Consider the following 11,283-nt stretch of genomic DNA (forward strand, 5'->3'; position numbering starts at 1 on the left):
ACCGGGGGAGCTACCGGCGGGTGTACCGGCAGGTCACATGGGGCGCGGCCGCTCTTCCTGCTTGACCGCGCGCAGTACGACGAACTTCGGTTCGCTCGCGGCGACTTCGCTGTTGCCGAAGAGGCGGCGCAGGTGGGTGTGGTAGCCCATGTGGCGGTTGGCGACCACCCACAGCTCACCGCCCGGACGCAGCACCTTGCGCGACTGCGCGAACATGCGCAGCGCCGTCGCGTCCGTCGTCGCCTGGTGGGAGTGGAACGGCGGGTTGCACAGGACCAGGTCGACGGAGCCCGGATCCAGCATCGCCACGCCGTCGCCGACGAGGAAGTCGGCCCGCTCGCGCTCGCGCTCCACGTTGGCGCGGAAGGTGGCCTTGGCCGAGGCGACGGCCTGGTACGACTCGTCGGTGAAGACGATCTCGGCCTTGGGGTCCGCGACCGCGACCGCCGTGCCGACGATGCCGTTGCCGCAGCCCAGGTCCACGACGCGGGCGCCGTTCGTGTTGTTCGGGATGCTCTGCAGGAAGAAGCGGGTGCCGACGTCGAGCCGGTCCGCGCAGAAGATGCCGGCGTGGTTGACGGCGGTCAGGCCGGCGCCCGAGCCCGCGTCCTCGTCCAGGGTGTACGTCACCGGCCACGGGTCGACGGCACGCGTCGAGGTGGCGTTGGGCGTGCAGAAGATCAGCCGGGCCTTCTTCTCGGCGAGCGAGGTCCTCGTCGGGCCGAGGATCTTCTCGAAGAGCTTCAGCGTCGAGGTGTGGATCTCCTTGACCATGCCCGTGCCCACGACGACCGTGCCGGCGTGCACGTGCGGGGCCAGCCGGTACAGCTGGTCCTCCAGCAGTGCGAGGCTCTTGGGCACGCGTACGAGGAGTACGTCGATCCGCTCGGGCGGGGCGTCCTGCGTGGTCAGCAGCCGCACGGTGGACTTCGCGGTGCCGATCCCGGCACGGTCCAGGTTGGCGGCCGTGCCGGCCCGGGCGAGGTAGGAGTCGGTGATCTGCACGGGGTGGTACGCGGCCAGCGCCGTCGTGAGCGCACCCCAGCGGTCCCCGAGCACGGTGATCTGCCCGGCGCCGGCCAGGTCCACCGGGCCGTGATCGCCCGTACCGGAGTCGAGGTGGCGCAGCAGGTACTCGTCGGCGGCGTCCCAGGCCCGGAGCTGGTCGCGCGGGTCTTCGGGGAAGCGGGTGAGCTCGTAGGAGCCGAAAGGCGTGGTCAGACGGTTCATCGTGACCCCAGGCTAACCGAGGCGGCGGCCCGGCCCCGCACCAATCGCTCAGTGCTCGGGGAACTCGCCCGCCATCGCGGCGGCCATCCGCAGGTGGGGGCGGGCTTCGCCGGCCCGGCCCAGGCGCTCCAGCGTGCGGCCGAGCATCAGGTGCGCGTAGTCCTCCACCGGCCATCGCTCCAGGACGGCGCGGAGCTCGTGCTCGGCGCGCGAGAGCTGGGCGGAGTGGTAGTAGGCGCGGGCCAGCAGCAGCCGCGGCGCGAGCTGCTCGGGGGCCTCCTGGGCCAGCGCGTGCAGGATCTGCGAGGCCGTCGTGTACTCCTTCGCGTCGAAGAAGAGCCGGGCGCGCTCCCAGCGCTCGGCCGCCGTGCCGTGCTCGAAGTACGTCGTCGGCGCGTTCATGGGGCCCCTTCCGCCGTTCAGGTGATGCATCCGCATGCCCCAACACGTGAGGACGGCCGGACATTCCACCGAACGCGGCACGGGCGGCGGTACTAAGTTGTGCCGTATGAGCAATCTCGATCGCCAGCCCGCTCTCTCCGCCTGCGGTGGCCGCGGCTTCGTCGTGGCCGAACCGGTGCGCGAGCTCCTCAGCCCGCGCACGGTCAAGCTGGGGGAATCCACCGAGGTCCGCCGACTCCTGCCGAACCTGGGCCGCCGCATGGTGGGCGCCTGGTGCTTCGTCGACCACTACGGTCCGGACGACATCGCCGGCGAGCCCGGCATGCAGGTCGCCCCGCACCCCCATTCGGGACTCCAGACCGTGAGCTGGCTCCACGACGGCGAGGTGCTGCACCGGGACAGCGTGGGCAGCCTGGAGACGATCCGCCCGCGCGAGCTCGGCCTGATGACCTCCGGCCGCGGGATCAGCCACTCGGAGGAGAGCCCGCGCTCGCACGGCCGCGTCCTGCACGGGGCGCAGCTGTGGGTGGCCCTCCCGGACGCCCACCGGAACGTCGAACCCCACTTCCAGCACCACGCGGAGCTCCCGCACGTGACCGCCCCGGGCCTGACGGCGACGGTGATCCTGGGCACCCTGGACGGCGCGACCTCGCCGGGTACGGCGTACACCCCGATCGTGGGCGCGGACCTGACCCTGGCGGCGGGCACGCAGACCCGGCTCCCCCTGGACCCGGACTTCGAGTACGCGGTGCTGTCGATGTCGGGCGAGGCCCACGTGGACGGCGTCCCGGTCCTCCCGGGCTCGATGCTCTACCTCGGCTGCGGCCGCACGGAACTCCCCATCCGCGCAGCCTCGGACGCCGGCCTGATGCTCCTGGGCGGCGAACCGTTCGAGGAGGAGATCGTGATGTTCTGGAACTGGATCGGCCGGAGCAACGAGGAGATCGTACAAGCCCGGAAAGACTGGATGGAAGGCACCCGCTACGGCGAAGTGAAGGGCTACGACGGCCCTCCCATCCCGGCCCCCGAGCTCCCGCCCACGCGCCTGAAGCCGCGCGGACGGGTGCGCTGACCTGCGGCTTTGTGATGCAGGGGGGGATAGCCCCAAGACCCACCCAAGGTCGAGGTCGCTCCGGCGGAGATCGCTCAGCCGGAGAGGCCGGCGGAGGCTCCCGGGAGGCCCCCGTCAGGGTCCCGTCGCTTCCCATGTATGACCAGCTGGGGTCAGCTTTGCCAGGACCAATGCTGACTTTGGTGACGGTTCGTCAGGCGGACTGGGCGTCGAGATGCCTGGGCGGCAGGGGTGACGGGGGTGTGACCTCACTCAGTACAGCGTGTTGTACCGACCGGCAGGTCGCGGTGCGGCTGGGGGCCGGACGGACTGGCACGGTCCGTGGGGCACCGTGGGGGCCTGCCGAGTGCAGGGTCTGGGGGGCGTGATCCTTGGGCGGCCGTTCCGGCGCGGCGCTCGTAATCGGGCCATGACCTGCGGGTAACGCTGGTGCGTCACCGGCCTGGCCGGGTGTGATGACGAACGCCAGCGGACGGAACTGGCCGGCCGACTCGCCGGTCGGGGCCCCTTTTGGCGGGCTCGACGCGGACAAGGCGTCGTCCCGGCGGTCCCGGCCCGGCGCAAGGCGCGCTGTGTGCGCCGCCCCGGGTCAGGGCGCCGCGTCAACCAAGCCATGATCATCTCGCCGATGACCGCTGCTGTTCCCTGAGGCCGGACACCCCGGCTCGATCGGGCAGGCGGTCACCCCCGTTCCTGAGACATGGATCAGCCTGGAGAACTGGGCATCAGCCGGGATCGATCTTGGGGCCCCGGCGGGGAGTCGGACTACAAGTCGGCCGCGGTGGTAGCGCTGGTGCAGACCGGAACGTGCTCGTAGCAGCGGTCGACGAGCACGCCCTGTCGGCGCAACTCGACTTCCGGCGTCGCCAGGCGGAGACCGGGGAACCTGTCGAAGAGGGCGGTGAGTGCAACGGCCGCCTGCATACGGGCGAGAGGGGCGCCGGGGCAGTAATGCGCGCCGAGTCCGAAGGCCAGGTGACCGCCGACTCGGTCCGGTCGCGCGGTGTCCGGCTCGGGGAACGCGGCGGGGTCGCGGTTGGCGGCCGCCAGGGCGACCAGCACCACGGCGCCTTGGGGGATTACGGTGTTGCCGAGGGACATGTCCTGGAGGGCGAAGCGCCAGGTCGCGACGGGGAAGGGGCTGATCAGCCGGAGCAGTTCCCCGGTGAGGCGGTCCCTGTCGGTGCCTCCGTGGAGCAGGGGACGGAGTTCGGGGCTCCGCATGATCTCGACCGCTCCGGAGGCGATCAGTGCCGTGGTGGGCGTGATGGCGCCGGAGAACAGACCCCAGGCCACGGAGACCAGTTCCTGCGCCGAGAGGCATCCCTGGCTTTGGGCAACGGTGAGACGGGTGAGGACGTCGTCGCCGGGGCTGCGTCGTTTCTCTCCGATGATGCGGGCCCACAGGCCGAGCAGTTCGGTGCGATGCCTGCGTATGGCGGGGGCCTCCGGCGCGGCGGCGTTGATCATCGCCAGCGTCAGAACTGTCAGCCGGTGCTGCAGCTCGTCTGGGATCCCCAGGAGCGCCGTGGCGACCCGTACGGCCAGCGGGCGAGCGTAGTCGACGACCAGATCCGGACGCTCGGCCGCAACCATGCCGTTGAGGAGCTCGGTGCAGGTCTGCGTGACGAACGGTTTCCATTGCCGCGCAGCCGTACGGGACAGCAGGGGTGCGAGGACGGTTCGCAGCCGGTGGTGGTCCGCGCCGTCGCTGTTGAGTAGGTGCCGGCCTTCGGCGGAGAAGATGTCGTCGGGACAGCGGCGGCCGCCGAAGCCCATGCGTGCGTCGGGCAGTCGGCGCATGTCGTAGGCGAGACGTGCGTCAACCATCGCCTGTCGTGCCTCGGCCGCCCCGGTGACCAGCCAGGCGACGAGGTCTCCGGGCAGGACGACCTGCTGGACCGGCGCCTGCTCGCGTAGGTTCCTGAAGGCCGTGGACGCGTCCCAGCGTGTGGGATCTCCGGTCACCAGCCGAGGAGGGGAACAGGGCGCGGCAGCAGCGGGGCGCTGCCCTCCCTGCGTGCCGACGGACACCATGTGGAGGACCTTCCCTTCATCGTGGGCGTGATCAGGCGGGGGTGAGGGTGGCGGGGAGGGATTCCACACCGCGGATCGTGGCGGTGGTGGCCTTGTGTCGGACGGTGCCGCAGGTCAGTTCGATGCGGCGGGTCCGGGCGAGTAGCCGGCCGAGAGCCAGAGATGCTTCGAGCCGGGCGAGAGGCGCGCCGAGGCAGTAGTGGATTCCGGCGCCGAAGCTCAGGTGCGGGTTGTGTGCACGGGTGACGTCGAGCCGGTCGGGGCGGGAGAACACGCGGGGGTCGTGGTTGGCCGATCCGATCAGTAGGGCTACCGGGGTCCCCGGGGGCAGGGGCCTGCCCGCGATGACGGTCGGGCGCTGGACCGTGCGGAAGGTGATCTGGATCGAGGAGTCGTAGCGCAGCAGCTCGTTCATGGTGCTGCTGTCCAGTTGGCCGTTGCTGATTCGGCTGCGGGCGATGGTGAGTTGGTCGGGGTGGCGCAGTAGGGCGAGAGCGCCGTTGGTGATGATGTTGGCGGTGGTCTCGTATCCGGCCATCAGCAGGAGGGCGCACATCGGGAGCAGATCGTGGCGGTGCAGCGTGGATCCCGTGTCGGCTTCAGCGATCAGCGCGCTGAGTGCGTCCGGGCCGGGGTGTTGCCGCCGTTCGTTGATTTTCCGGTGCAGGTAGGCGACGAACCGGCCGGCCGCGGACTGGGCCGCTGTGACGTCGTTGTCGGAGAGGGCGTAGGGCGGTTCGAGGAGCCGGGCGATCGGTGGGGTCTGCTCCCGGATCCACGCCTGCTCCTGCTCGGGCAGCGCGAACAGGCCGCAGACCACGCGAAGCGACAGCGGGTAGGCGAAGTCGGTGAGCAGGTCGACGTGTTGTTGCTCCAGAGCGCGGTCGAGCAGTTCGTCGACGAGAACGGAGATCCGGGGGGCCAGCGCGTCAACGGCGGTCGGGCTGAAGAAGCGCGAGGCGATTCGGCGCAGCGGGCCGTGGTCGGGTGGGTCCATGCCAAGGAAGGAGAAGATGCGGTTGGGCGCGGTCAGCCGGCCGTGACCCAGTCGGTTGTCCCGCAGGGCCTGGGATACCTCCGCATGGCGGGTTGCCACGATCAGGCCGTGCGGTCCCTCGCACAGTGCGGCGGCCTCTCGCGCCGACGCGTAGCGGGTGTACGGGGTGGTGCACAGTGCGGGAGCGAACGGGTCGAAGTACGCCCGCACCGCGGATCCGGATACCGGTGAGGGGTTCATTCGCCGGTCTTCCGCACAGGCTTCGCGGTCCACGGCACATCCGGTGGGGACAGTGCGTCCGTGAGAGGGGGACGCATAGGTTCCGTCCTTTCTCTGTGAGGTGTCCCGAACAGGTGAGGGTCCAGGACAGGCTGGAGGGAGGCGGGTCTGGAGGCCCGCCGCTGTCGTGCCGAGTCCCGGATCAGGGGCCCAGCACGACCGGAAGGTCCGTCCAGCCGTGCATGGTGACGCGGTCGTTGGGACGCGGGGAGCCGGCAGGCGCCATACGGGGTACACGCCGTAGCAGAGCGGGGAGTACGACGGAGGCTTCCAGCCTCGCCAGTTGCGCTCCCAGGCAGTAGTGCGCACCGCCGCCGAACGAGAGCAACCGGCTCGCCGGACGGTGCAGCTCGAAAGTCTCCGGATCGGGGAAGTACTCGGGGTCGCGGTGGGCATCGGCGATGAGCGCCATCACCTCCTGGCCCGGTCGGACCTGCACCTCGCCGACGCTCACCTCGCGCTGGGCGACACGGGTGATCAGCTGGACGGGGGAGGCGAGCCGCAGGGCCTCGCTCACCGCGGCGTCGACGCAGGCCGGCTCACCCGAGGCCACCGAGGCGCTTGCCGGCGACCTCATCAGTGCGCTGAGCGCGTGGTCCAGCAGCGTCACCGTGGTATCGAAACCGGCTGCCAGCGTGAGGGCGAGAGCGGAGGCTGCCTCGTCGTCGTCCAAGGCAACGGCGACCAGCGAGGCCAGGTCGTCCTGCGGCCGGGCTCGTCGTTCGGCGACCAGCTTGTCGATGTAGGGCCGCAGCTCACCGGCCGCGCGGTTCGCCCCGGCCAGGGTGCGCGGGCCTACCTCAGGGTCGAGGAGGCCCAACAGCGGCTGCACCCACTCGTGGAGAAGGGGACCGTCCTCCTCGGGGACGCCAATGAGAGCACACCCGGTGGCGCTGGTGACCGGGAACGTGAACAGCGCGTGCAGATCGACGACCTCACCGCGTGGCTGGCCGAGGAGAAGGTCCAACCGGCGCTCGGTGACGGCACGGACGGTCTCGCGCAGGGAGCGCAGCCGAGCCGGGCTGAACGCCGGCAGCAGAACCTTCCGCAGCCTTTGGTGACTTGCGCCGTTGTGGAACAGCATGCTCGTGCCGAACAAGCGCATCCCGGCGCTCTGCCGCCATCCCGGGAGATGCGCGGCGAACCAGTCAGCGTCTTTGGACGCGAACGCGGGGTCACGGACGACCGCTGAAACATCGGCGTACCGGCTGAACACCAAGATGCCTTTTCCTGCCCGCGGACGGTTGGTGGCGTGACCGGCGGGCGACGCAAGTCCGCGCACGCGCTGGGGTAAGAGCCGATGTTTGGCGGGCTCTGTGCCGTCCGAATACCGGTCCGTGGTGTTCTTCATATGGCTTCCTCCCTTGCGATTCGACGGCCCGGGTCGTGTGGGTGTCAGACGGTGCCGAACACCAGCGCCGCGTTCTGCCCTCCGAACGCGAAGGACGTCGACAGCGCGCGGCTGAAGTCAGCGCGGAGAGGGGCGTTGGTCACGATGTTCAGTTCGCGTCCGGAGTCCTGACGGCAGACGTTGGCCGTCGGCGGTACCTCCTGCCGCTCCAGCGCGAGTACGGTGGCTGCGGCCTCGATGGCCCCTGCTGCGCCCAGTGCGTGGCCGATGATGCTCTTGGTCGCGGTCACTGGTGGCGCGCAGCCGTGGAAGACACGTCGGAGCATGACGGCCTCCGCAGCGTCGCCCAACGGAGTCGATGTGCCGTGCGCGTTGACGTGGCCGATGTCGCCCGGTGTGCATCCGGCGTCGGCCAGAGCCTGCCGCACCGCCTGCTCCGCGCCGGCACCTTCGGGGTGCGGTGCTGTCGGATGGTGGGCGTCGGCGGAGGACCCGTACCCGCACAGCAGTGCGCGGCAGCGAGCCCCGCGGGCCTGCGCATGTCCGAGACGTTCGAGTACGAGAACGGCCGCTCCCTCGCCCAGGACGAAGCCGTCGCGGTCACAGTCGAAGGGACGCGAAGCGAGTGAAGGCGCGTCGGTCCGGCACGACAATGCCCGCATCTGGGAGAAGCAGACGGCAGTCATCCGGGACCACGACTCACTGCCGCCCGCGAGGACCACATCGCACATACCACCCAGTAGCAAGCTCCGGGCCACACCGAGCGCATTGCTGCCCGAGGCACATGCGCTGGAGACCGTGAAGTTCGGGCCCCGAGCCCCGACGTCCAGGGCGATTTCACCAGCGGCAGTGCTCGGGATGCTTCGGGGAAGAGCGAGAGGGGAGACCGCGGCGGGCCGGTCCTGGCCGAGCCGTGTGAACTCGGCTACGTATGTCCGCAGGCTGTTCGACCCCACTCCGAGGACGACGCCGACCCGCTCCGGTGGGCAGCGGGCGACTCGCAGATCGGCATCCTCCACAGCACGGCGGGCGGCCGCGAGCCCCAGGTGAGCGAACCGGTCCAGACGGCGGGCGAGTCGCCCACCGAGTTCAGCCACGGCATCAAAATCCCGTACGTCACACGAGATGTCGACCCCAAGCCCCTCGAACTCCGGGTTCTTCGCGGCCAACGAGCGCCCTGCGCAGAGGCTCTTCCAGTTGGTTTCGGCGTCGCAGCCCGCCGGAGTGAGCATCCCGATGCCGGTGACGGCCACTGCCTCACCCACCGGTCCCCCTGAGGGGCTGGGTGTCCGGACCGGACGTGCGGGCAGAACCGGCAACGAGCAGCGCACGTTCACGGTCGGCTGTCATCGGGGCAGGAGCCCCGCGATCGTCTGAGCCACTTGGTCCATGGGCTCGGACCGCGGAATTTGGTCCAGCCGACTACCGAGTTCGACGCCGGTGCGTTCCTCCAGGACCGCACCCAACTCCATGAGGGCGAGGGAATCCAGCCCGATTTCGTCGAAGGTCGTCGTAGGGGCCAAGGTGTCGGCCGGTAACCCGAACAACTCCTGCAAGAGACCCAGGAGATCCTCGGTACCGAACTCCTCCACCATCCGTTCCGTCACCATCGCGTCCTTCCGTCCAAGGGGATGCTTTCGGGTGCTGAACGAACCGGCAGGCATGTCACATGCCACGTTGTTCCGCAGTGGATGCGCGGCAACGTGGCATGTGACAGCTCTGCCGCCAGAAATAAGGATCGGGCAGGGCGTACCAATGACCGGCTTCCCGGTCCTCGCGCACGTCCTCAACCGCTGAGGGTTCTCATCTCATTCACGGGCAGGACTGTTACGTCCCGTGAGCTGCTGCCAGTGACTGAACCCGGCAATCATGGCCTCCGCGTCCCGGACGCACCTGGTGATCTGAGGGTCGCCCATCTCGCGCAGAGATCGGCCGACCACAGTGAACTCCTCCAGGGTGTCGCGGTACATGTCGGCCGCCTGGAACAGACCCTCCTGCAGCGAGAACTTGTGGTGGCCGGCCAACACCGAGGGCAGCGTCATCGCCGTAGAGGGGTCTGCCTCGCGGTCGAAGAGGGTGATGTCGCTGTAGTAGCCGACGGCATCGGCCGCCAGGTCTTGAAGCCGCAGCACCTGAGGATGTGCCCACACCTGCTCCGGAAGCGGATCACCCGAGATGAGTTCAGGGAACACGATGAACAACCGGGATGCGGTCTTCGCCCGCCGGATCATCCGGAAGTCCGGCAGACACGGAAGACGCCCCTTCGAGAGACAGATGGCCTCAGATGCGAGACCCCTGGACCAGTACGCCCAGCCGGCTGCGGCTCGCGCGAACTGTGCAGGCGTGGCCAGCCGTTCCAGTCGCAGCCACAAGTCCCGCCACGCCCGGTGATAGGGGTCGTCTTCCTCAGGCGCTCCGTGAGGGTCGTCGACGACGCGGCTCAAGGCCATGAGTGACCGGGACACCCAGCCGAGGTGCCCGGACAGGGCAGGTTCCTTGATGTAGCGGTCATGGAACGTCTCAGCCCACGCCAGACCGTCGGAGGCCAGTTGTAGACCCTCGCGGCTCTCGCCATAGGGGTAGAGCATTGCGCAGAACGGGCCGTATGTGTCGTGTTCCGTGAGTTCCAGCAGACGCTCGTCCAGGCCGAACTTTTCGATCCACGCGCCTGTCTCGTCGTCCGTTCCCACCCCGTGAGGGTTGGTGTGGGCGGTGAACGGGCAGGTCAGGTTCGAAATCGTGAGTTCTTGCACCGTCTGTTCTCCTATCCCGATTCAGTGCCTCTCGCTATGCGGTCGAGCTGATCTGGATGCAGATGGCATCTCCGGTCCGGTAGCCGCCATGAAAGCCTTCTCGCCCCGGCATCCCGGGACTCTTCGCGCAGCTCTGGCTCGGTGCCGCTGCTCCCGGTCGCACGGAGGCTCGCACTCCTGCCTTCCCGTGCGCAGCCGTACCTTCCCGTGCGCGCGGCCGACCAACCACAGCCCGAAGCGAACCGTCCTTTCATGACCGATTCTCATGCCTGGTGGCTCATCTCCTGCCGTAGGTGCGGCCTGCCGTCGATGTACCCGATCGGGACACCACGTCCGCGTGCTGATGACCGGATTCCCGCCCGCTGGGCGGGACTGCATAGCCGGTTTCACCCCGTCAAACTGGGTCACGACCCCCGTCATGTCGGGCCGGCGAGGGTACCGACGTCGACCTCACCCCGTACGTGGCGGGTAGTGCTCGATCCCGAAGTGCTCCAGCTCTTTCCTGGCTGACCGCCAAGCTGCGGTGCCCCGGAACGCAGGCCTTACGAAGGGGAGCCGTCAGCACGCGCCGCCGGCCGGCTGCTGGCTCCTCTGGGGCGGGCCTGCCGATGGGCAGGCCTTGCTGTACTCGACGAATGAAGACCATGCAGAGCGCCCCACCACGATGGTGTCGCCGGCCCGGCGTTTGGTGTCTCGCACCATGACACAACCGGGCGTATCGCTTGCGACCTCGATGCACGTTTCGGTTCCCGTGTACGAGCTGGTTCGCCAGGTGGGGCGGCCTTCGGGCATTACCTCTCCTGATGGCTGAAATGATCGATTGCCGCTCTGATAAGTGACATTGCGGGTTCGCCGTAGACCGCTGACTGCTTGAGTAGAGCGAAGGCCTTGGCGTAGAGCTCGATCTCCCTGGGTTGGCTGACGGTCATTTCTGCTGAAAACGTCTCAATGAGTACGATTCGGTTATCGAACATCGAGAAGGAATGGCCCAGCCAGATGTCGGTCGGAGCGGTCATGGGGACGATTCCCACGCTGACTCGCGCCAGACCCATAAGAGCCACCAGGCGGTCTAGGCCGTGTGTCGAAAGTGGATCTTGAGCGTTGGATGATCGCTGTTCATGGGGCGGGGAGATCTCACGGATGAACAGTGGGCGGTGCTGGA

11 protein-coding genes are annotated in these 11,283 nt (G+C 68.9%); 1 reads left to right on the forward strand and 10 read right to left on the reverse strand.

All coding sequences use genetic code 11. The features are described from left to right. Nucleotides 1–33 precede the first annotated feature (33 nt). Both AB0M92_RS12825 and AB0M92_RS12830 read right to left on the reverse strand, forming a co-directional pair. Nucleotides 34–1,221 carry a methyltransferase gene (locus AB0M92_RS12825; protein ID WP_366102173.1) on the reverse strand — a complete coding sequence of 396 codons (1,188 nt, stop codon included), beginning with the start codon at nucleotides 1,219–1,221 and terminating at the stop codon, nucleotides 34–36. Nucleotides 1,222–1,278: 57 nt separating this feature from the next. Continuing rightward, nucleotides 1,279–1,632, reverse strand: a complete 354-nt coding sequence (locus AB0M92_RS12830) for a tetratricopeptide repeat protein (RefSeq protein WP_366102145.1) — start codon at nucleotides 1,630–1,632, stop codon at nucleotides 1,279–1,281. A 106-nt stretch (nucleotides 1,633–1,738) separates the two neighbouring features. On the opposite strand from AB0M92_RS12830, the gene AB0M92_RS12835 reads away from it, so the two are divergent. After that, the gene (locus tag AB0M92_RS12835) at nucleotides 1,739–2,704 is read left to right on the forward strand and encodes a pirin family protein (RefSeq protein WP_366102146.1); all 966 of its coding nucleotides are present in this window, start codon (nucleotides 1,739–1,741) and stop codon (nucleotides 2,702–2,704) included. 765 nt (nucleotides 2,705–3,469) lie between these two features. On the opposite strand, the gene AB0M92_RS12840 is transcribed toward AB0M92_RS12835, so the two are convergent. The 8 genes from AB0M92_RS12840 to AB0M92_RS12875 form a co-directional block, all read right to left on the reverse strand. Then, nucleotides 3,470–4,672: a cytochrome P450 gene (locus AB0M92_RS12840; protein ID WP_366102147.1), complete on the reverse strand. Its 1,203-nt coding sequence runs from the start codon at nucleotides 4,670–4,672 to the stop codon at nucleotides 3,470–3,472. A gap of 100 nt (nucleotides 4,673–4,772) precedes the next feature. Then, complete coding sequence (locus AB0M92_RS12845; protein WP_366102148.1) at nucleotides 4,773–5,978, reverse strand: cytochrome P450; 1,206 nt, start codon at nucleotides 5,976–5,978, stop codon at nucleotides 4,773–4,775. Nucleotides 5,979–6,159: 181 nt separating this feature from the next. After that, nucleotides 6,160–7,368, reverse strand: a complete 1,209-nt coding sequence (locus AB0M92_RS12850; protein ID WP_366102149.1) for a cytochrome P450 — start codon at nucleotides 7,366–7,368, stop codon at nucleotides 6,160–6,162. 44 nt (nucleotides 7,369–7,412) lie between these two features. Beyond that, nucleotides 7,413–8,600 carry a beta-ketoacyl-[acyl-carrier-protein] synthase family protein gene (locus tag AB0M92_RS12855; protein ID WP_366102174.1) on the reverse strand — a complete coding sequence of 396 codons (1,188 nt, stop codon included), beginning with the start codon at nucleotides 8,598–8,600 and terminating at the stop codon, nucleotides 7,413–7,415. Between the two features lie 114 nt (nucleotides 8,601–8,714). Further along, a complete protein-coding gene (locus tag AB0M92_RS12860; protein WP_366102150.1) occupies nucleotides 8,715–8,978 on the reverse strand; it encodes an acyl carrier protein in 264 nt (87 codons plus the stop codon). A 198-nt stretch (nucleotides 8,979–9,176) separates the two neighbouring features. Continuing rightward, a complete protein-coding gene (locus AB0M92_RS12865; protein ID WP_366102151.1) occupies nucleotides 9,177–10,121 on the reverse strand; it encodes a hypothetical protein in 945 nt (314 codons plus the stop codon). A gap of 558 nt (nucleotides 10,122–10,679) precedes the next feature. After that, nucleotides 10,680–10,913, reverse strand: coding sequence for a DUF397 domain-containing protein (locus AB0M92_RS12870; protein ID WP_366102152.1), 234 nt, complete (start codon nucleotides 10,911–10,913; stop codon nucleotides 10,680–10,682). After that, a partial coding sequence (locus AB0M92_RS12875; RefSeq protein ID WP_366102153.1) for a Scr1 family TA system antitoxin-like transcriptional regulator occupies nucleotides 10,913–11,283 on the reverse strand: 371 nt, incomplete at its 5' end. The genes AB0M92_RS12875 and AB0M92_RS12870, both read right to left, overlap by 1 nt.

Origin of the sequence: Streptomyces sp. NPDC051582 (assembly GCF_040681715.1) — a bacterium.
In the GTDB taxonomy this organism is placed as follows: Bacteria; Actinomycetota; Actinomycetes; order Streptomycetales; family Streptomycetaceae; genus Streptomyces.

Bases quoted from the DNA above. Each gene is read 5' to 3' on its own strand.
- AB0M92_RS12830 (WP_366102145.1), bottom strand. From the start codon at position 1,632: ATGAACGCGCCGACGACGTACTTCGAGCACGGCACGGCGGCCGAGCGC.
- AB0M92_RS12835 (WP_366102146.1), top strand. From the start codon at position 1,739: ATGAGCAATCTCGATCGCCAGCCCGCTCTCTCCGCCTGCGGTGGCCGC.
- AB0M92_RS12845 (WP_366102148.1), bottom strand. From the start codon at position 5,978: ATGAACCCCTCACCGGTATCCGGATCCGCGGTGCGGGCGTACTTCGAC.
- AB0M92_RS12850 (WP_366102149.1), bottom strand. From the start codon at position 7,368: ATGAAGAACACCACGGACCGGTATTCGGACGGCACAGAGCCCGCCAAA.
- AB0M92_RS12855 (WP_366102174.1), bottom strand. From the start codon at position 8,600: ATGCTCACTCCGGCGGGCTGCGACGCCGAAACCAACTGGAAGAGCCTC.
- AB0M92_RS12860 (WP_366102150.1), bottom strand. From the start codon at position 8,978: ATGGTGACGGAACGGATGGTGGAGGAGTTCGGTACCGAGGATCTCCTG.
- AB0M92_RS12870 (WP_366102152.1), bottom strand. From the start codon at position 10,913: ATGCCCGAAGGCCGCCCCACCTGGCGAACCAGCTCGTACACGGGAACC.